A 20,532-nucleotide genomic window follows, 5' to 3' on the forward strand; every position below is an offset into this window, starting at 1 on the left:
GACATACATGGAAGACGATATCCTCTATATGCAGCGTCCCGGCGGCGCTAATCTGGCTTATTGCTATCGGCCCGCGAAAGACGGCGTGAAGGGCAGCACACTGGTTTTCCTCCCCGGCTATATGTCGGATATGGAAGGCGGCAAAGCGCTGGCGCTTGATGCATGGGCAGCAGATAGTGGTCGCGCAATGCTACGCCTCGACTATGCTGGGTGCGGTGCCAGCGGCGGCGCATTTGAAGAGCAGAGTCTTATCGATTGGCGTGACGATGTGCTGTTCCTGATGGAAAAGGTTACGAGCGGTTCCATCACATTGATTGGTTCCTCGATGGGCGGCTGGTTGATGCTGCTTGTCGCACTTGCCCGGCCGATGCGCGTGAAGGCGATGGTTGGCATCGCTGCTGCACCGGATTTTACCGACTGGGGATTCACACAAGAGCAGAAAATGACCATCCTGCGCGAAGGCAAGCTGGAGGAACATAGCGACTATGGCGACGATCCTTACGTGACAACAAACGTCTTCTGGCAGTCCGGTGAAGCCAATCGCCTGCTCCACAAGGAAATCGCCTTTGATGGCGCAGTGCGGCTGCTTCATGGACAGGAGGATGCCGATGTACCGTGGGCCTATGCCTTGGAGATTGCCAAGAAAATACGTTCAGCCGATGTGCAGGTGCATTTGGTAAAGGACGGCGATCACCGCTTGTCACGTGATCAGGATATTACTCTGTTGATTGACGTGGTTTCGCGGCTGGATTGAAACAGTCGACCGGGTAGGCTGCGATTATGAAGGTTTGATAGCGGATATGTTCACGTCTCTTTTTCTCCTGATGGCACAATCAGCTACGCCCTATGGGTCGCCGGTGCCGCAGACGATCAACCCGTCCGCTCCGATGACCATGTCGGAAGTGCGTTTCAACGAATGCGTCGATCTGGCTCTGGATGATCCCGCCAGCGGCGTCGTCGAAGCGAATAAATGGCGAATTGAGGGTGGCGGCTTTCTTGCTCGTCATTGCCTCGGATTTGCTTATGCCGAGCAATTTAACTGGGCAGCGGCAACAAAGGCATTTGCTGAAGCGGCGCAAGAGGCAGAGATTGCCAAATATCCGCGTGTCGCCAATTTCTGGGCTCAGGCAGGCAATGCTGCCTTGGCGGGTAATCAACCGGACAAAGCGCTCGAATATCTTAATGCCGCCCTTGTACAGGGTAGCCTCATTGGGTTGGAAAAAGGTGAAGTACATTTGGATCGCGCCCGGGCACATGTTGCGCTCAATGACTATGCAGCGGCCAAAGCTGAATTTGTACTGGTTCACCAGCTGGCACCGCAGGACCCGCTTGGCTGGCTGCTCTCGGCCACCCTGGCGCGGCGGATGAATGATTTGCCTGGAGCCAAGGCGGACATTGAAGTCGCCGCCAGGCTTGCCGCCCGTGATCCGGCTGTAGCCCTTGAAGCGGGCAATATTGCTTATGAAGCGGGGGACATGGTTGAAGCCAAAGCCAATTGGGAAAAGGCAGTTCAGATTGACGCAGAAAGCCGGTCAGCCAAGGCAGCGCAGAAATATCTCGCCCAGCTTGTTACCAGTGTAAGCGATTGAGGTTTTACACCGCGGGGCTTTTCAATTGTGAGAGTGGCCGATAGAACCGCGATAACAACAACAGAAAGCATTCTTCCATGACCAAGAAATATCTCCTGCCAATCTTGTCGGCTCCTCTCATGCTGGCGGCATGCGGCAGCGGCGGGGATGGCAGCCCGACGGCTGGCCAGTATCAGCAAACGGTCAAGATTACTGAACTTGATTTTCCGGGCATGTCTGAGGAAGCCAGGAAAAATACAATCGCCCAGATGGAGCGCGTTGCCGGTGGTGGCACAGGTGGACTATTCTGCATGAAAGGTGATGATAATGGCGCTCAGTGGAAAGAGGCAGCCAAACAGATGTCAGGTGCACTGGGCGGCCAATGTGAAACGCTCAAGGACGAAGGCTCGGCAACCACGATTGATCTGGAAATGACCTGTAAAGGCACCGGCAAAGGCGATATCAACATCAAGATGAGCGGTCAGGCTAATCCAGAAGGCTATGATAGCGAGATGGCGTTCGATATTAAGGATCCTGCCAGCGGCGAAACTGCAAAATTGGCCATGAATATCGGCGCAAAACGGCAAGGCGATTGTCCTGGGTAACCATTTGAGTCTGGAAAGGCGGCGTGCAATCAACCCCCTGAGTGACTTCGGTCATCCGGGGCGGCACAGGCGCTGCCCTTTCTGATTTCATACTCCATTCCCACCAAATCGGTTGTAAGATGAGGACGCTTTGCACGACTAAAATATCGACAGTGATGTTTGCTTTCATCGCCATGACATTGGCGGGCTGCAATAGGCCATCGGTGATAGAAACTGCTTCAAATGCCCAGGCCATTGGCGAGGGCCCGGTTTGCGATTCAGTCTTCGATCGAAGCCAGTCCCGGGACTATCTGAAAAATCTAATTGTCCGAACGGTGACTGATCATCGTGATTCTTACGCAAACCAACCTGATTTTTTTCGTAAAAACCTTGTTATACTTGGCTTTGCCGAGCTTCGGTCCAATAAACGCGATCTGGTCGTTTATCTTTCAGGCAGCGGATATTGCGGCACCGGAGGTTGCAAGGGCTATATTTTTCAAAATATCACCAATGATGGCGATGAACTCCGATACCGTCTGATCGCCCGCATTCGCCCGGCCCGGCTGCCGATTGTTTCATTGGATTCAACGCGTAACGGATGGAATGATATCGGTGTAGCCGTTGCCGGAGGCGGCATTACAACACCCTATATTGGGTTGCTGTCATTTGACGGTGCCAATTATGACAGCAACCCGACAGTTTTTGGTGTGCCGCAGGTCTCGGAAGATCAAATCAAATCCCCAATAATCAGTGATCCGGGTATTGATACGGGTCAGTGTCGTTTGATTTGATCGTGGAAAACCCGATGAGATAGACGAATGGTGGATCATTGCGGCCGTGTTTTCATCCGATAAAATTCAACCTTGGTCGTTCCCGTGCCAAAGTAGCGAGCATTCGCTTTATACTCGGCGCTGGTGCGGACCTTCGTAAAACCGTCCAAAGTGTCCCACTCGACAAAGGTCAGCTGGCCGGGGGCGGTGTTGGTGTTGGTCGAACCATTTGCCTCATATTGCGGGTTAAACATCTTGTAGATGAACCGCCCGCCTGCGGCTGCAACCGCTGGCTCGATGCCTTTCAAATAGCGTTGATAGTCGTCTGGATTTTCGGGATTTAGCCACGCGACTACCAATGTATAGCTTTTGTCAGGGTCAAAATTTAGATCGAGATCACTGTCCAGCTCTGCGGTGTAGATTTTCAGCTCTTGCCAGATACCGGGTCGCATTGCCTTGATTGCTGGCCATTCCGGTGCGCTCGACAAGCCTTTTTCCGATGCGGCATCGGGATAGGAATAAAAGATCAGCCCGGATGGTTTATAGTCGCTGATAATCACATCATCCATTGCCAGCACTGCCTCGCGCTGCAAACCGAATTTCGCGCCCAATGTGAAGGCTTGCTTGTAATATTGCTGCCGCGCCTCTGAGGCGTCCGCCTTGGCTTGCGGCAGGATGATGGAAAGCACCTGTCCCTTTTTTAACTTGAGACTGGTTGCCGCTGCTGTTGCCTGATTGGGTGCTTCCTGCGTGGATTTGCTGCAGGCGGGAGTAAAAACGAAGGCCGCGCTCAGTGAAAGCATGACGGCGGTTGTGCGAAGGGATAGCATATTTTCGATTCCATTATTATTGGTTATGATGACTGGTCGTTGCGTTATCGCACCATATAACGACCTATTTATCGATAATATGGATTTAAATTGTCAACCATTGGTGCAATAATGCACCAATGGAAAATTGGGACGACTATCGATTCATATTGGCGCTGGATCGATCCGGCACCGTTCGGTCAGCGGCAAATTTGTTGGGCGTGACGCACAGCACCGTTTCGCGGCGCCTGGCGATTATCAATGACCGCTATGGTCAGCCAGTGTTTGAGCGCATTGCGGGTGGATATCAGCCAACAGAATGGGGGACGCAGCTTGTCCAGGCGGCGCAGCAGATCGAAGGGATCAGCTTTTCCGCCGACCGCAGGCGCAAGGCCAATGAAACAGAATTGTCAGGGCCGATTACTCTCTCGATTCCCGATGTCCTCGGGCAATTCTTGTTGCTCGATTATCTTATCGATTTTTCCCGCCAATATCCCGGCATCGAATTGATTTTACAAAGCACATATCGCTTCGCTGATCTTGACCGATCAGAGGCCGATGTTGTGATCAGGGGTGTTGCGAAACCGCCGGAACATCTGGTTGGCCGCCGCCTGTTTCCCTACGCGCTGAGCTATTATGCCCGATATGACTATCTTGAAAAGACTGCACCTTCTGACCGATGCTGGATCACCCTGCCTTCGCCGGCGGGAGTTCCGTCCTGGATTGCAACGAGCCCTTTTCCGGACGCGCCGGTCAGAATGACTAGTGATGACATAACGCTGATCCATCAGGCGGCGAAACAAGGGCATGGTATGGTTCGTAACGCTTGCTATCTGGGTGACCCTGATCCTGATCTGGTGCGCTTACCGCAATCGCCGCCGCCTTTTCCGGTGGCTGACTTCTGGGTGCTGACCCATCCCGATCTCAAAGCGACCCCACGGATAAAATTGCTGATGCGCTTTCTGGCTTCGGCCCTGTTGCAGAACCAAGATCTGATCGAAGGGAAAATGGGGAGTGCTTAAGTCAGCCAGCAATGCGCCCTTTTTCGCGACGCCAATTGCCAAGCATGGGATAGCGACTTAGAGCAGGCGCAGGACAATCGGGGAATCTGGGGTGCAAAATACGAGTTTGTTGACCAACCGTATCGGTCAGGATCAATCGCAATTGATCAAGGTTGCCCGGGTTGTCTGCATCATTTTCATGATGACGACCCATATTTGGCCGGGCAGCGATCGCATTCTGGCTGCGAGCCAACCTTTTGCGATCGAAGCATTTTTTGTCCTAGTCGTCGATTCTCTTGGCCGGGCATCTGTGCCGCTGCTCAGTCTGATTTCCGGTCTGCTGATTGTTCATTCCTTTGACCGGCGGCATGCGATTGCCGTGATGAAAACAAAGCCGGCAACTCTATTGGTGCCGATGATTGTCTGGTCAATTCCAGTTGTTTTACTTTTGTTTGTCGAACAACGGGTGCGCGGCGAAACAGGCCTTGCGCCAGATACTCTTATGGAATGGTTGAACAGCTTTTTTGCGCTCACCGCCAGTCCGGCAAATGGACCGCTTCATTTCCTGCGGGAAATATTCATAATGTCCTGCTATGCTTGGCTGGTTCTCACAATTTATCGGCGATCCCCGAAAATATCCTATTTGGTCATGTTCGGGATATTCTTGCTGGAGCAAATGCCATCAGGATTTTTGCTTTTCCGTAATCAGATAGCGACCTTCTATTTGGTGGGAATGGCGTTGGCGCTGGCGGGCCAGGCACGCTGGACACCTGGTTGGCCATTGGTGCTGTCACTTCTCGCATTTTTTATCATCACAAGCTTGTTTGATCTACCTACGCAGACGAAGGACAATTTCTTCGCGTTCCGTTTCTTCGAACATGTGCCGCGTATCGCTATGTCTCTGCTCATGTGGCGATTGGCCTATGAGCTTGTTATGCGCAATTCCCGCATCACGGGCTGGTTGTCATGGCTGGAGCCGCATATCTTCACGATTTTTTGCAGCCACGCCATCACGATAAAATTCTTTGGTGGTGTCGCGCATGTCCTTAAATGGAGCGAGTCAGATCCCTGGTATATCCTGATCTTTCTTGTGCAGATCCCGATCTGTTTGATTGTCGGCATTATAGCTTCAAAAATACTGACGCCATTGCCCTGGTTGCGCGGGAAGATGACGCGGGAGAAAAAGGCTTATCCGTCTGGCGCAATATGATAGACCAAGCCTTACCTACTCATCATTGTGCTTGGCTAGATCACCGACGACAGATATCCCGCATTCCTTCACATTGGTCGGCCGCGCTCAATCGAGATAGAAATTGACCGTCGTGACGACACGGACCTTTTTATAAGGCGTATCAGTTACGCCATAGCCCCCGCCATCGCCATCACGCGAGTTAATCGAGAAATAGCCTTGCGTGGCGGACTTAATTCCACCGACATCTGTGCCGCTATCCTCGGCAAATTGCTCGGCTGACTTGCGGGCATCCTTTGTGGCTTCGGCAACCATTTCCGGCTTAATCTCATCAAGCTTGGTGAATGTGTAGCTCATACCGGAGCCATCCTCGAGAACAACACCGCGACGCACAAGGTCGAACTGCCGGGCGACTGCCGCCTGTGCTTTTTCAATGTCGTTAGTGCGCAAAGAGAGCCGTTGGCGGATGGTATATTGAGGTACGCCATTGCTGGTATATTGATTCACATTGGCACCTGTGGGTTTGAGCGCATCCGCTTTGAAACCCAGTTCAGTGAAGAATTTGCCTATGGCGGCAGTATCCTGATCGATATCGGCTTGCGCTGCCTGCAGGTTGCTGGATTGCGCGCTGTACGCAATGGTCCATGTCGCAAGATCGGCGGTGACTTCCCGTTCCGCCAAACCGCGGACCGTTACACTGCGATCAGCCATTTTGGAGCGTAGCAGTCCGTCACCAAGCAGATAACCGCCGGCGATCAATCCGATCGTCAACAAACCGGCGCTAACCAGTAATATATTGTTTGTCTTGTCCAGGAATTTGGCACCTTCAATATTCTCAGTCATAGCTCTTTCCCTCTCGTTCCAAGCGTTCTAAACTGCCTCTATCGACCCGGTTCGGCTTTGCGATATCAGCGATGAACCGTTTCTGAATAGCGATGAATGGAGTTTGTCCACAATGCCAATTCAATATCTGCATACGATGCTGCGGGTCTCTGATCCCGACGCAACCATCAAATTTTTCAACCTTTTGGGTCTGGAAGAAGTGCGTCGTTATGATAGCGAGAAGGGGCGCTTTTCGCTCATCTTTCTCGCCGCGCCGGGTCAAAAAGACGTTGCCGAGGTGGAGTTGACCTATAACTGGCCCGCCGAAGATGGTAGTGGTGAAGACTATGACGGCGGGCGTAATTTTGGTCATCTAGCGTATCGCGTCGATAATATTTACGAACTTTGCCAGACATTAATGGATGCCGGCGTAACGATTAACCGACCACCGCGCGATGGCCACATGGCATTTGTGCGCTCACCGGACAATATCTCGGTTGAGTTGTTGCAGTCCGGAGAGAATTTGCCGGTTCAGGAGCCATGGGCGAGCATGGAAAATATAGGCGAATGGTGAGCTGGTATATCAGCTAAGCCGCAGCAGTCCCGGTTCCCGGATTGGTCGATAGTTTCGACAAATCAAAGCTCACGACCTGATTCCGTCCATTATTCTTTGCATCATATAAACGCCGGTCGGCAATGGCCATGACCGCGCGGAGAGATGCCCGTCTGGGAATAGACGCGACGCCGGCCGAAAATGTCACCGGCTGCTGAATTTCGGGAACATTGGTGTCGACGGAGCGGATCAGAATTTCGCAAATGCGTGTGAGTTCCGACGACGGGTTTCCTTTCCGATTGCCGCGTTCATCAGGACGTATCAGCAGCGCAAACTCCTCACCGCCGATACGAGCTGCAAAATGTCGGGTAGAACTTAATTCTCGCCCGACAATGCGCAGCACTTCATCTCCGATTTCGTGACCATATTGATCATTGACCTGCTTGAAAAAGTCGATGTCCAGGATGGCAAGGTGACCATAACGGCGCTCAATCAGATTCTGCTTGAACGCTTTTTCAAAAGCCCGGCGATTGCTGATTGCGGTCAGGCCGTCGGTTTCTGCCAGCAATGTCAGTTCAACCTGTTCGCGCAATGTATGTTCGTGTCTCAGGCGGAGTCTCATGATCCGGTTTGCAACACCAAAAGCGAGGATGATCGTTTCCAGCACCAGCGCAAAATACAGACCATAGTCAAGTTCCGGAATGCCGATATACAAGTCCATGCCCCGGGCGATCCGGTCGGCACTGAACGCGATGATCGGTGTCCATGCGGCAATCTGGAACCAGATGGCTTTGCTTCCCCGTCTCAAAGCATGGCCCATCGTGTAAAGAACAGCGATCAAATAGGGAATGAACGAGGCGTGGTAATAGTTGCGCAGATTATTATCATAGCCGTCCAGACTGTAAAAAATATAGGCTGTTACAAAGACCGGTAGCACCGCGCTTATCAACAGTACCGGGCGAAGCCATTTTGCGATCTTTCCCGACTCCACGAAGCGATCAAGGAAGAATCCACTGGCTGCGATGCAAAGGGCAAGCGTCCAGTAGTTGAGGAGGAATTTCGTCATCAGGCTAGTTTCCGGAAACACCAGAAAGATCAAACCGGAAGAGCTGAATGTGTAAACCACCGTGCCAGCAATCATGATGCTGTGCCACAACATGAAACTATAGCGCAAAGCGCCATAGAAAAACGCGTTGTAGATAAGCGGCATGATCGCCATGCCGCACAAAAGGGCAAACATCGCAGAGAGTGGCAGCTTCAAATCGTCCCATTTCTGTTTCGATTTTAGCTCCATCAAAGTAATTGAACTTACCACGCGGGGATTATCGAGGGACACGTAGACGGTTTCAATTCGATCCCGGATCGCCGGATCCTCAGACCCGGGCACTGGCAAGCCGTAAAGGCCTTTCGGTCTCCAGCTATCAATGACTTGTCGCTCGGAAAAATAGCTGGAGATGATGCTATTGTCTGTCAGCTGCGCGTGTACGGATATGGAGGTCAGGCCGTTGTTATCGCCCTGTATCTCCACAGTCCCTGGCGGAACAGCGTCGGCTTTGAAGGGAAACTTGGCCCATAGCTTTGATCCAGCGAAATCATATTTGCTGTCCGAACAATTGAATTTTTCGCTCGCGGCAATAACGTCAGCAATTTTCCCATTCGGGCCGGTTCCGAACGTACAAAGGTCGTCCGTCAATGGCGCAGAAGCGGCAGTTGCACCAGACACGGGCAGCATCAGACAAAAACCGAGCAATGCCAGAAATGTGGCCAATATGCGCAATGCGCGATCCTTCCCAATCGATACTTGGACTAAGTCTATGTGTATTAAGGTAAAATGGTTATTTTGCCGTTAATCCTCGACAGCGATGAGACGGCGTCGTAAATTGCCAGCCATGCTTGAAATTATTCGTATTCCCGTCTTGTCCGACAATTATGTCTGGTTGGTACATGAACCTGTATCGCAGGAGACAATGGTCGTCGATCCTGCCGTGGCCGACCCCGTGCTCGCAGAAGCGGACAAACGGGGTTGGCAGATCACCCAGATCTGGAACACGCACTGGCATCCTGATCATACCGGCGGCAATGCTGCGATTAAGGAAGCGACGGGATGTCGCATTACAGGACCGGAAGCAGAGCAAGAGCGAATTCCAACGCTCGATAATATGGTCAAAGAGGGCGATAATGTCCGTCTTGGCGAGGTAGAGGCCAAGGTTATCGATGTCCCAGCCCATACTGCGGGTCATATTGCGTTTCATATTGCCGATGAAAAGGTTGTCTTTGTTGGCGATACGCTATTTGCCATGGGCTGTGGCCGACTGTTTGAAGGCACGGCCAAGCAAATGTATGATAATATGCAAAAACTTTCGAAATTGCCGGGTGAAACCAGAGTTTTTTGCGCGCATGAATATACGCAGGCCAATGGTGAATATGCACTTGTAGCGGAACCGGAAAACCAGGCCTTGAAAGAGCGTATGAAAGCCGTATTGGCGGCGCGGGCCAAGGGGGAGGCAACAGTGCCAACGACCATTGCTCTGGAAGCGGCCACCAATCCCTTCATGCGCGCGGCCTCCGTCGAGCAATTGGCAGAGCGGCGTACAGCCAAAGACAATTTTTAGACCTTGATTTCTGATTCTGGTGGATTCATGATATGACATATCTTTGATGGGGGAACATCGAAGGAGATACGTCATGCGTAAGATCATTTTCGCATTACCATTGGCACTGATGCTGGCCGCCCCGGCTGCGAATAGTGGCACGGCTGAAGTGAAGCTCAGTGAGAAAGATCAGTCCAAGTTTGACAAGAAAATTGCCGGGCGAGAAGCTGGCAAGCCGGTGAGCTGTATCAATCGCCTCGACCAAAGAAACATGACGGTCATTGGCGATAAATATCTGATCTACGGGCGCAGCGGTAATCCCAAGACAATATATGTGAATGAGCCCTACGGCGGATGCCGGGATGTGGATCGCCACACGCTGGTAACCGTTAGGCCTTCATCGCAGCTTTGCCGTGGTGAGATTGCGCAGGTGCAAGATCGGCCATCTGGCGCGTTTATCGACAGCTGTTCGTTCAGTTCGTTCGTGCCTTACACCAAAACCGCGGCTAACTGATCATAATGATCAGCGCTTACTTCTTGTAAAGCGCGTCCAATCGCTCCTGATAGCGTTCGCGAATGACATGACGCCGGATTTTCATGCTCGGCGTCAGTTCTTCATTTTCGATTGCAAATGGCTCGTCGGCAAACTCAAACCGGCGAACTTTTTCGGTCACCGTCAGGTTTTTGTTCACCCGGTCAACGGCTTCCCTCACTGCCGATTTGAAGGCTGGATTGGCCTGAAGTTTCAGGAAGTCATAAGCCATGCCTTCCTGGCGGGACCATTCCAGGGCCCATTCAGGATCGGGTACGACAAGCCCGACCATATAGGGACGCTTGTCGCCAACAATCATCGCCTGTAATATTTCCGGTTGTAGAGTCAGCATGCCTTCGAGTTTTTGCGGAGCAACATTCTCGCCTTTGTCATTGACGATCAGGTCTTTCTTGCGGTCCGTAATCGCGACCCGTCCGGCTTCATCGATCAGGCCAATGTCGCCGGTATGCAGCCAGCCATCGATGATCACCCGATCGGTTTCCGCCTGGTTACGCCAATAGCCCTTCATGACCAGCTCGCCGCGCACCAATATTTCACCGTCATCTGCAATCTTGACTTCCGTGTCGATCATCGGCGGGCCGACCGTATCCATTTTCAGGCCGGTACGTGGCCTGTTACAGGAAATGATCGGGCCAGATTCGGTCTGACCATAGCCTTGCAGCAAGGTCAGCCCCAATGACTGGAAGAACACGCCGATGTCGGGATTCAAGGGAGCACCGCCTGATACCATCGCCTTGATCCGTCCACCAAAGCGTTTTTGCACCTTGGGACGGAGCGTCTTGTTCAGGAAAATATCCATTGGCTTGTCGCGCTTGCGTTTTTTGCCACTGGCCGCCCGTTCGCCCATAGCCAATGCCTTGCCGAGCAGATAATTCGGCATCTTGCCCTGTTTCTCGACCGTTTTGATTAGCCGTTGGCGCAACACCTCAAACAAGCGCGGGACCACCACCATGATGGTCGGCCGGACCTCTTCGATATTCGAAGCAAGCTTTTCGAGGCCCTCCGAATAATAGATTTCAGCGCCCAAGCCGATCGGGAAAAACTGTCCGGCGCTATGTTCATAGGCATGACTGAGCGGCAGAAACGAGAGGAACACCTCTTCATCCCATCCAAAATCATTTTCGATAACCTCTGCCGGCCCTTTGACATTGTGCAAGATCGCGCCATGCGGTTGCATCACGCCGCGGGGCTTTCCGCCGGTTCCGCTGGTATATATGATACAGGCAACATCATCTCGCTTTATGTCCGCGGCCTCCGCGCTTATCTCCGCGACATCCTCATCCGTGCCCTGAATCAAGTGATTCCACTGGTGAATAGCAAAATCGCCGGACTGGCCAATCCGCAGATCCGACATGCCAATAACAATATCGGCATCGGTTGATTTCATGACAGAGGGAATCAGGTTTTGTGCCAGTTTCTGATTGGATACGATCACTGCTTTCGCGCCGCTATTGTCCAATATGTGCTGGTGGTCGTTTGGCGTGTTGGTTGTATAGGTCGGAACAGTGATACATTTTGCCGCCATGATCGCCAGATCGGCGATGCACCATTGCGGACAATTGTCCGCCACGAGCATGATGCGATCACCCGGCTTCAGCCCCAATTTCTGGAACGATTTGGCCAATGCTGCCACTTGCCGAGCCGCCTCTGCCCAACTGGTTGCGCGCCATTCGCCATCTATTTTTGCGCTGAGAAACGGCTTGTCTCCGCCTTCGCTTGCGCGCTGAAAAAACATGGAAACAAGGTTGGAAAACCCATCAAATTCAAGATAGCGGTTCTTCGCTTTTTTTGCCGACACTCTATTCACCCTCTCGCGCGGCCGAACCTTTAAACGGTCAGCCCCCTGTTGTTGCTACAGGCTAGCGTGGATAAAAGTTTCGGGCAATGGTTTCCAGCCATTGTGCGAGAAATCTTGGATTTAAGGCAGTTCGCTAACTGCTTCTCCGGTGCTGCGCGGATCAACGGCACCGACCCAACCCTTTTCGGTTTTTTGCGCACCAGCGAGCTTTGACGGCAGGTTGCTGGTCACAACGGTATGGCCGAGACGGGCCAGGTCATTTTGCAGGGCAATCAGGTTACTGTCATTTTCAATGAGCAGCCCGGATCCGCCGAAATAGATATTGGGCATTGCCATGGCATCTTTTAGCGGCAATCCATAATCCAGCACGCCGATCAAAGTTTTGGCGACATGCATGATAATCCGTTTACCACCTGCCGAACCCAATGCCAGAATCGGTTCTCCATTTGCATTATAAACAATTGTCGGTGACATGGATGAAAGGGGGCGTTTGCCCGCTTGCACCCTGTTTGCAACCGGTGCACCATCTTTTTCCGGTGCGAATGTGAAATCGGTCAGTTCGTTATTGAGCACCATGCCGCGCGCGATCAATTGGCTGCCAAACGGTCCTTCGACAGTGGATGTCATATTCGCAATATTGCCTTCCCCATCAACGGCGGTGAAATGGGTGGTTCCGGCAACTTCCGATGAAATAGCAGCCGTGCGTGGCATGGAACCGGGAGGGTTGCCAGCCGGATAAGTCTCGATTCCCGGAAATTCCGGCCGCGCGCGTTGCAATGCGATCATCTGTGAGCGCTTTGCGAGATAGCCCTTGTCAATCAAGCCAGCCACCGGAACTGAAACGAAATCCTGATCCGCAAGATATTTTTCCCGATCCGCATAGGCCAGCCGCATGGCTTCACCAATGACATGCCAGGCGCGGGCCGGTTCTTTCTCATAGAGCGCTCCCATATCAAAGCGTTCGATTGATCCCAATATTTGCAGGACTGTTGTTGCTCCTGAAGAGGGCGGGCCCATGCCGCAAATCCTGTATTCGCGATAAGTGGAGCAAACCGGTTGCCGCAAGATCGCGCTGTAATTGTCAAAATCCTGCTGAGTAAGTATCGAAGGGTTTTGGGGAGCGTTGCCGACGGCCGCCGTAATTGCGGCCACTGTCTTGCCGGTATAAAAAGCATCGGCGCCGCCGGCCTGCAATTCACGCAGCAATTGACCAAGCTCAGGATTCTTGATTATCGTTCCGCGTGGTGCTGGCGCGCCATCGCGCCAGTAAAGTTTCTGCATGTCAGGGAATTTAACCCATAGTTTTTCGAGCCGTTTCATCCAGTCATATTGCGGTGGGCTGACGGCATAGCCCTCTTCTGCCAGTTTTATGGCGGGTTCGAACAGCTGTTCCCAGGGCAGTTTACCCCATTTTTTATGCGCCATTTCCATCAGCCGCATATTGCCGGGGACGCCCACTGACTTGCCACCAGGCGCGGCGTCGCGCCATCCAAGGGGTTTGCCATCTTCGCCAAGAAAACGATCCGAAGCGGCGGCTGCAGGAGCCATTTCGCGCCCGTCAATCGTCTCCATCCAGCCGCTTTTGCCATCATGATGCAGCAGGAAACCGCCGCCACCAATGCCGCTCGATTGCGGTTCGACGACAGTTAGCGCGAGCATCATCGCCATCGCGGCATCGGTCGCAGAGCCGCCCGCTTGCAGCATTTCAAAACCCGCCTTGGTGGCCTCGGGATGCGCCGATGCGGCAGTGCCCGCATTTTGCGCGCTGGCCGGAACGGCAAGGGGAGTGATCAGGAAAAAAGCGAGCAAAGTCAGGAGTTTTTTCATGGTGCCGAGTTTTATGGATGGCTTGTTCTTTTGGCAAATCATTTGTCGTCTGCTCCTACAGCTTCTGAAACGGATGCAAATCCGTCCCGCTTTAACAGCCGCGCCAGTCCGCAGCTCATCACGCGGGCCATCGCCGGGCCCTCATATATCATCGCAGTGTAAAGCTGGATCAGCGAAGCGCCGGCGCGGATTCGTTCATAAGCATCCTCGGCATTGGCTATGCCACCCACGCCGATGAGCGGAATCTTGCCGCTGCTCGCTTTGCGAAAATCCTTAAGCCTTTGGAGCGCAAGATCTTTCAAGGGTGCGCCGGAGAGGCCCCCGGTTTCACCCTGATTGGCCGATCGCAGATTGGGGCGCGTGATGGTGGTATTTGAAACAATCAGCGCATCGATCTTCTGTTTCATGGTGACATCGACAATGTCATCAATATCAGCTGGTTCCAGATCCGGAGCTACTTTCAGGAACACCGGCACTTTGTGATCACCGCGCGCTTGCGTGACCGCTGCCAGCAATTCTTCCAGCGCGCCTTTATCCTGCAAAGCGCGCAGACCGGGCGTATTGGGAGATGAAATATTGACTGTAAGATAGTCGGCCAGTGGCGCCATGTTTTCCACACCAATAACATAGTCGGCAATCCGATCGTCGCTATCCTTGTTGGCCCCAATATTGATACCGAGCACGCCCTTGCCCATCCGGTTGCGCATCTGCTTGAGTCTGGGTGCAGCTTTTTCCTGACCCTCATTGTTGAATCCCAACCGGTTTATGACCGCCTTGTCCTCCGGCAAGCGGAATATCCGCGGCTTGGGATTGCCCGGTTGTGCACGCGGGGTCAGCGTGCCAACCTCGGCATAGCCAAAGCCCATGCGGATCAGCGCGCCCGGCACTTCGCCATTTTTATCAAAACCCGGCGCCATACCAATGGGATTGACAAAATCGAGGCCCGCAACATTGCTGGCCAGCACGGGGTCAGATTTGGGCGCAGGTCCGAGCGGTAAGGCCTTTAACCCGGCAATAGTGAGACTGTGGGCTTTTTCAGCTTCGAGTGCGAAGATAAACGGGCGGGCAAGATCATAGAGCATGGGCGCGCCTATGGCATTGCTGGACAAGATCGGCAATCCTCTGCGCACCAGGTTCCTTTGTAAAAATTTGCCTGAAATTTTGGTCGCAGTCGCAATCAAATATGATATGCGCGTCCCAGAAAGACGAGGACAATATGATTGCTACCCCTGAATTTGATTTTCAGCTTGGCGAGATGGCGGATCAAATCCGTGATACCACGCGGCGATTTGCCGATGAGAAGATTAGCCCACTGGCTCAGAAAATGGACCGTGACGACTGGTTTCCGCGCGAACTTTGGGAACAGATGGGAGAGCTTGGCCTGCACGGTGTAACAGTTGAGGAAGAAGATGGCGGGCTTGGCCTGGGCTATCTGGAACATGCTATTGCGGTTGAAGAGGTAAGCCGGGGCAGCGCCGCGCTGGGATTGTCCTACGGTGCGCATAGCAATCTGTGCGTCAACCAGATCCGCCGCTGGGCGTCACCCGAGCAGAAAGCGAAATATCTGCCGAAGCTGATTTCCGGCGAGCATGTCGGGTCTCTAGCCATGTCGGAAGCCGGTGCCGGCTCGGATGTGGTTTCGATGAAACTCAAGGCAGAAGCGGTGCAGGGCGGTTATATCTTGAATGGCACGAAATTCTGGATCACAAACTCTACTGATGCCGACACATTGGTCGTTTATGGCAAAACGCGGCCCGATGCCGGCTCTGGCGGGATCACCGCTTTTCTGATCGAAAAGGGCATGAAGGGTTTCTCCATCGGTCAGAAAATCGAGAAGGTCGGTATGAAGGGCAGCCCGACGGCGGAGCTGGTCTTTGACGACTGCGAAGTGCCCGAAGAAAATGTCATGGGGCCGATCAATGGCGGTGTTGGCGTGCTTATGTCCGGCCTCGATTATGAGCGCGCAGTGCTGGCTGCGATCCCCTTGGGTCTGATGCAGGCCTGTCTTGATACGGTCATTCCCTATGTTCGAGAGCGCAAGCAATTTGGCAAACCAATTGGCACGTTCCAGCTCATGCAGGGCAAGATTGCCGACATGTATGTCCGGCTGAATAGCGCGCGGTCCTATGTTTATGCGGTGAACAAAGCATGTGATGCCGGTCAGACAACACGTTTCGATGCTGCAGGTGCGGTCATGTATGCGTCCGAGAGCAGCGTCAGGGTGGCTGAAGAGTCCGTTCAGGCACTGGGAGGAGCCGGTTACACAACCGATTGGCCGGTTGAACGTTACTGGCGCGATTCCAAATTGCTCGACATCGGGGCGGGTACCAATGAGATCCGCCGCATGCTGATCGGGCGTGAACTGATCGGAGGCGCCTGATGAAGCTGCTGCTAACCGGCTCATCGGGTTGGTTGGGCAGGTTTCTGGCACCAAAGCTTGAAGCGATGGGTCACCAGGTGATCGGCTTGGACGTCGCGGCTGGAGACTACACTCATATCGTCGGCTCGGTAGCGGACCGGTCGCTGGTCGATCAGATTTTCAGCGACCATGGCATTCAGGCGGTCATCCACTCAGGTGCGCTGCATAAACCCGATATTGTCCGTTATCCGAACAGCGCCTTTGTCGATGTCAATGTCACAGGTACGCTGAACCTCCTGGAAGCGGCGGTGCAGGCAGGTCATGATCGCTTCATCTTTACTTCGACGACGTCCCTGATGATTTCCGAGACCGTGCGTGCTGGCCGTGCAGGCGGGGCCGAACAGGCTGTCTGGCTGGACGAAGAATTCGGCCCCCTCAAACCGCGCAATATATATGGTTTGACCAAATTATCGGCAGAACATTTGTGCCGACTCTATCACAAGCTGTACGGAATCAATGTCGCCGTGCTGCGCACAGGACGCTTTTTTCCGGAGGACGATGACACGCTTGAAGTGCCAAGCGGCCCCAATCTGAAAGCCAATGAGTTTTTAAACCGGCGATTGACCGTTGAAGATGCTGTTGAAGCACATATTGCTGCGCTGGACGGGATTGTGGGAATGGGCTTTGAAACGTTCATTCTGTCAGCGCCAACGCCCTTTGTTCGTGAAGATTGTAAACAGCTTGTCGAAGATGCGCCGTCCGTTATTGCGCGCTACTTTCCCGAAGCCCAAGCCTTATATGAGGATAAAGGCTGGGTGCTGCCAGACCATATTGACCGCATTTATGACGCGGGAAAAGCCGAGAAGCTTTTGGGATTTCGCGGGAAGACTAACTTCGCCAGAATATTGGAGGCGTTGGCCAATAATCGCCCGATGCCCTTTCATCATGATCCCAGCTACATCTCTCCAAAGGAGGCCATATGAGTTACACATTGATCACCGCAAACCGGAACTATTCGAGCTGGTCGCTGCGCCCTTGGATTTTAATGATGGCGCTGGATATCCCTTTTGAAAATGATATCATCTATTTCGAAGAAGAAAATTATGATCGGTTTCGGGCTTTTGCGCCCAACGCCCAAGTGCCTTGCTTGAAAGATGATGACCGCACGATTTGGGATTCGCTGGCGATTATCGAATATCTCGCTGAACGGCATGGAGGTGTCTGGCCAAAGGATGAAAAAGCCCGGACCTGGGCGCGTTGTGCCGCGTCGGAAATGCATGGCGGATTCGCGCCGCTGCGCAACATCTGTCCGATGAACGTTGGAATTCGCGCCAAACTGCATAAAATAGAGACGCCGCTTCAGCGCAATATCGACCGGATTGGGGAGCTTTTTGCAGAAGGCCTCGAAAGCTTTGGCGGGCCTTGGCTGGCTGGCGAAAAGTTTAGTGCCGTCGATGCCTTTTATGCACCCGTGGCCTATCGCGTGCGGTCATTTGATCTCGATATCGGACCGACGGGTCGGGCTTGGGTGGATCGCATCATCGCGCATCCGGCCATGCAGGCTTGGGAGAAGGAAGCGCTCGCCGAGCCACATCGTGAAATCAGTCACGAAGATGAGATTGCCGCAGTGGCAACAGTGACCGAAGATTTCCGGACGCCTGTTTGATCTGCATTGCCTGCAAAGAGTGGCGCTTCGCTTGACGGTGGCAAGCCAATAGGCCATTGCCCCGCTCAGCAATGGTGCGTTGCAGCAATTTAATCTGACATTTCAATCGGTGGGGACCGAATCATGGCAATACACAGCGATTTTAAGCGCGACTGGCTATCCAATCCGAAAACTGAGTTTTTGGCTGGTTTGGTGGTGGCTCTTGCCCTGATCCCGGAAGCTATTGGCTTTGCTATTATCGCCGGTGTTGATCCGCGCGTTGGCCTCTATGCGAGTTTCTCTATTGCCGTAATCATCTCGATGATTGGTGGCCGACCTGGGATGATCAGCGCTGCGACAGCGGCAGTAGCCGTGCTTGTGGTTCCGCTAGTGCGAGATCATGGCGTCGAATATCTGTTCGCTGCGACGATATTAATGGGCATTTTTCAGGCGATAGCCGCTCTGCTGCGGCTCGACTTGTTGATGCGTTTTGTTTCACGGTCGGTGATCACCGGCTTCGTCAATGCGCTCGCGATTCTGATCTTCATGGCGCAAATACCGCAACTTACCGGTGAAGCACTGACTTGGCAGACCTATGCCATGGTCGCGCTGGGCCTTGCGATTATTTACGGACTGCCGAAGCTCACCACATTAATACCATCGCCATTGGCCGCGATCGTGATATTGGGAGCCATTAGTATCTATGGCAGCGGACTTCTTGAACATTATTTTGGTATAAAAATCGATGTCTTTACTGTGGGCGATATGGGTGAATTGCCTGACAGTCTGCCCTGGTTCCATATTCCGCAAATCCCGATTACTTGGGAAACATTGCAAATTATTGCGCCTTATTCGCTTGCAATGGCGGCTGTCGGTTTGCTTGAATCTCTGCTCACCGCGTCCATTGTTGACGATATGACGGAAACACGCAGTGACAAGAAGCGTGAAACCTATGGTCAGGGTATCGCCAATTTTGTAACCGGCTGGATCGGTGGCATGGGCGGCTGCGCAATGATCGGTCAGTCGGTGATCAATATTAAGTCTGGCGGTCAGCGTCGTCTTTCGACCTTTGTCGCGGGCGTTATGCTGCTGGTCCTGATCGTTGGCCTGGGACCGCTTGTCGCGCAAATCCCGATGCCCGCCCTGGTCGCGGTGATGATCTTTGTGTCGATCAGCACCTTCCGCTGGAAAAGCTTTACGGAAATTACGCACCACCCTTGGCCATCCAACTTTGTTATGATCGCCACCGTTGTGATGGTTGTCGCGACGCATGACCTGTCCATCGGAGTGCTCACCGGTGTCTTGCTCTCAGGCATATTCTTCGCCTGGAAAGTGCGTCAGCTTGTCACCATTCAGGATTTTGTCGAAGTTACAACGCACCGTTATGTCTTTGGCGGCCAGATATTCTTTGGCTCTGTTGATATGCTTTATGAAGCGATGGAGTTTAACGAAGAAGGTATCGATACCGTGATTATCGATGTTCATGACGCCCATTTCTGGGACATCTCGGCGACCGGTATGCTCGACAAGATTGTTGAGCGCCTGCAAAACGAGGGCAAGACAGTGGAGCTTATCGGACTCAACGAAGCCAGCGCGACATTGGTTGAGAAATATAGTGATAACGATCGGCCATTTGAAAGCCTGGGTGTCGTCGGGCACTAGTTGTCCAGCGCAGAACTCTCTGTGCTTGTGAATAACATGCATAATCATTGTTTTGGTTGTTTGTGCTTTTGACTGCATCTAGGCTTTGATTCAGCCAAACTGTTCAAACCCCACAGGAGCCAAAGCCATGATCACATTGCACCACCTGGAATACAGCCGTTCGACCCGGATTATCTGGCTCCTTGAAGAACTGGGGCTGGAATATGAGATGGTGCGGCATCAACGGCATCCCGAAACCATGCGGGCGCAGGCGGATCTGGCGGCTATCCACCCGCTGGCCAAAGCGCCGACCGTGATTATTGATGGTCATCTGATGATGGAATCAGGGGCTATTATTGAATATATTCTCGAACAATATGGTGAAGGAAAACTGGCTCCTGCACCGGGTTCAAAGGATCGTGCCGAATATCTCGAATGGCTGCATTTCGCAGAAGGCACGCTGGCCAATCCGGTTATTGTCCAGATGCTTGCCCCGCGTTTTGGCGGCTTGGGCGAAGGCTATGCGCCTTTTGTCGAAGGCGAAGTGGTCAAGCTGCTCGATTATGTCGAGCATCATATCGACCGCCGCGAATTTCTGGTCGGCGACAGCTTTACCGGTGCCGATATCAATATCAGCTATGTCATCGAACTCGCCACGGCGGCCGGCATGCTGGCTAATCGCCCCGCGAGCATGGATTATGGCAAACGCATGATGTCCCGCGCTGGCTACAAGAAAGCGATTGAGCTGGGCGGACCGGTTGTGCCTATATTGGCGGGCTAGTGCCGTCTGGTAACCAGCCACAAAACCCTGTTGGCGGACGC

The 20,532-nt window shown here is 53.0% G+C and carries 20 protein-coding genes; 14 read left to right on the plus strand and 6 right to left on the minus strand.

Annotation, left to right across the window (positions count from 1 at the left end; genetic code table 11):
- Window positions 1–7: 7 nt before the first annotated feature.
- From ACO6S1_RS08660 to ACO6S1_RS08675, 4 genes are all read left to right on the plus strand, one after another.
- Window positions 8–754: an alpha/beta hydrolase gene (locus ACO6S1_RS08660; protein ID WP_422345910.1), complete on the plus strand. Its 747-nt coding sequence runs from the start codon at window positions 8–10 to the stop codon at window positions 752–754.
- The gene (locus tag ACO6S1_RS08665; RefSeq protein WP_422345911.1) at window positions 729–1,589 is read left to right on the plus strand and encodes a tetratricopeptide repeat protein; all 861 of its coding nucleotides are present in this window, start codon (window positions 729–731) and stop codon (window positions 1,587–1,589) included. Before ACO6S1_RS08660 ends, ACO6S1_RS08665 begins: the two co-directional genes overlap by 26 nt.
- 77 nt (window positions 1,590–1,666) lie before the next feature.
- Complete coding sequence (locus ACO6S1_RS08670) at window positions 1,667–2,173, plus strand: DUF3617 domain-containing protein (RefSeq protein ID WP_422345912.1); 507 nt, start codon at window positions 1,667–1,669, stop codon at window positions 2,171–2,173.
- 152 nt (window positions 2,174–2,325) lie between these two features.
- Window positions 2,326–2,943, plus strand: coding sequence for a hypothetical protein (locus ACO6S1_RS08675; RefSeq protein WP_422345913.1), 618 nt, complete (start codon window positions 2,326–2,328; stop codon window positions 2,941–2,943).
- A gap of 35 nt (window positions 2,944–2,978) precedes the next feature.
- Here ACO6S1_RS08675 and ACO6S1_RS08680 read toward each other — a convergent pair whose 3' ends face one another.
- Entirely contained in the window at window positions 2,979–3,752 is a 774-nt protein-coding gene (locus ACO6S1_RS08680; RefSeq protein ID WP_422345914.1) for a DUF1330 domain-containing protein, read from the minus strand.
- Between the two features lie 119 nt (window positions 3,753–3,871).
- Here ACO6S1_RS08680 and ACO6S1_RS08685 point away from each other — a divergent pair, with 119 nt between their 5' ends.
- On the plus strand, window positions 3,872–4,753 hold the full coding sequence (locus tag ACO6S1_RS08685) for a LysR family transcriptional regulator (RefSeq protein WP_422345915.1): 882 nt from the start codon (window positions 3,872–3,874) through the stop codon (window positions 4,751–4,753).
- Between the two features lie 91 nt (window positions 4,754–4,844).
- Window positions 4,845–5,942 (plus strand): acyltransferase family protein, encoded by a 1,098-nt coding sequence (locus ACO6S1_RS08690; RefSeq protein WP_422345916.1) that lies wholly within the window; start codon window positions 4,845–4,847, stop codon window positions 5,940–5,942.
- Window positions 5,943–6,029: 87 nt separating this feature from the next.
- On the opposite strand, the gene ACO6S1_RS08695 is transcribed toward ACO6S1_RS08690, so the two are convergent.
- Complete coding sequence (locus ACO6S1_RS08695) at window positions 6,030–6,764, minus strand: SIMPL domain-containing protein (RefSeq protein WP_422345917.1); 735 nt, start codon at window positions 6,762–6,764, stop codon at window positions 6,030–6,032.
- Between the two features lie 112 nt (window positions 6,765–6,876).
- On the opposite strand from ACO6S1_RS08695, the gene ACO6S1_RS08700 reads away from it, so the two are divergent.
- Window positions 6,877–7,317 (plus strand): VOC family protein, encoded by a 441-nt coding sequence (locus ACO6S1_RS08700; RefSeq protein ID WP_422345918.1) that lies wholly within the window; start codon window positions 6,877–6,879, stop codon window positions 7,315–7,317.
- A gap of 13 nt (window positions 7,318–7,330) precedes the next feature.
- Here ACO6S1_RS08700 and ACO6S1_RS08705 read toward each other — a convergent pair whose 3' ends face one another.
- A complete protein-coding gene (locus tag ACO6S1_RS08705; RefSeq protein ID WP_422345919.1) occupies window positions 7,331–9,073 on the minus strand; it encodes a sensor domain-containing diguanylate cyclase in 1,743 nt (580 codons plus the stop codon).
- A 112-nt stretch (window positions 9,074–9,185) separates the two neighbouring features.
- On the opposite strand from ACO6S1_RS08705, the gene gloB reads away from it, so the two are divergent.
- A complete protein-coding gene (gloB, locus tag ACO6S1_RS08710) occupies window positions 9,186–9,908 on the plus strand; it encodes a hydroxyacylglutathione hydrolase (protein ID WP_422345920.1) in 723 nt (240 codons plus the stop codon).
- Between the two features lie 73 nt (window positions 9,909–9,981).
- Window positions 9,982–10,401 (plus strand): hypothetical protein, encoded by a 420-nt coding sequence (locus ACO6S1_RS08715; protein WP_422345921.1) that lies wholly within the window; start codon window positions 9,982–9,984, stop codon window positions 10,399–10,401.
- A gap of 16 nt (window positions 10,402–10,417) precedes the next feature.
- Here the strand turns inward: ACO6S1_RS08715 and ACO6S1_RS08720 are convergent, their stop codons facing one another.
- The 3 genes from ACO6S1_RS08720 to ACO6S1_RS08730 all read right to left on the minus strand — a co-directional run bounded on the left by ACO6S1_RS08720 (window position 10,418) and on the right by ACO6S1_RS08730 (window position 15,147).
- On the minus strand, window positions 10,418–12,175 hold the full coding sequence (locus ACO6S1_RS08720; RefSeq protein WP_422346164.1) for an AMP-dependent synthetase/ligase: 1,758 nt from the start codon (window positions 12,173–12,175) through the stop codon (window positions 10,418–10,420).
- Between the two features lie 183 nt (window positions 12,176–12,358).
- Window positions 12,359–14,107, minus strand: coding sequence for a gamma-glutamyltransferase (gene ggt / locus ACO6S1_RS08725; RefSeq protein ID WP_422345922.1), 1,749 nt, complete (start codon window positions 14,105–14,107; stop codon window positions 12,359–12,361).
- A complete protein-coding gene (locus ACO6S1_RS08730) occupies window positions 14,104–15,147 on the minus strand; it encodes a quinone-dependent dihydroorotate dehydrogenase (RefSeq protein WP_422346165.1) in 1,044 nt (347 codons plus the stop codon). The genes ggt and ACO6S1_RS08730 overlap by 4 nt, the downstream gene beginning before the upstream one ends.
- Before the next feature lie 134 nt (window positions 15,148–15,281).
- Here ACO6S1_RS08730 and ACO6S1_RS08735 point away from each other — a divergent pair, with 134 nt between their 5' ends.
- The 5 genes from ACO6S1_RS08735 to ACO6S1_RS08755 all read left to right on the plus strand — a co-directional run bounded on the left by ACO6S1_RS08735 (window position 15,282) and on the right by ACO6S1_RS08755 (window position 20,491).
- Window positions 15,282–16,445, plus strand: a complete 1,164-nt coding sequence (locus ACO6S1_RS08735; protein ID WP_422345923.1) for an isovaleryl-CoA dehydrogenase — start codon at window positions 15,282–15,284, stop codon at window positions 16,443–16,445.
- Window positions 16,445–17,407 carry an NAD-dependent epimerase/dehydratase family protein gene (locus ACO6S1_RS08740; RefSeq protein ID WP_422345924.1) on the plus strand — a complete coding sequence of 321 codons (963 nt, stop codon included), beginning with the start codon at window positions 16,445–16,447 and terminating at the stop codon, window positions 17,405–17,407. The genes ACO6S1_RS08735 and ACO6S1_RS08740 overlap by 1 nt, the downstream gene beginning before the upstream one ends.
- Window positions 17,404–18,090: a glutathione S-transferase family protein gene (locus ACO6S1_RS08745; RefSeq protein WP_422345925.1), complete on the plus strand. Its 687-nt coding sequence runs from the start codon at window positions 17,404–17,406 to the stop codon at window positions 18,088–18,090. The genes ACO6S1_RS08740 and ACO6S1_RS08745 overlap by 4 nt, the downstream gene beginning before the upstream one ends.
- Window positions 18,091–18,213: 123 nt before the next feature.
- Window positions 18,214–19,731, plus strand: a complete 1,518-nt coding sequence (locus ACO6S1_RS08750; RefSeq protein ID WP_422345926.1) for a SulP family inorganic anion transporter — start codon at window positions 18,214–18,216, stop codon at window positions 19,729–19,731.
- 127 nt (window positions 19,732–19,858) lie between these two features.
- Window positions 19,859–20,491, plus strand: a complete 633-nt coding sequence (locus ACO6S1_RS08755) for a glutathione S-transferase family protein (RefSeq protein ID WP_422345927.1) — start codon at window positions 19,859–19,861, stop codon at window positions 20,489–20,491.
- Window positions 20,492–20,532 lie beyond the last annotated feature (41 nt).

This window comes from Parasphingorhabdus sp. (assembly GCF_965233695.1).
In the GTDB taxonomy this organism is placed as follows: Bacteria; Pseudomonadota; Alphaproteobacteria; order Sphingomonadales; family Sphingomonadaceae; genus Parasphingorhabdus.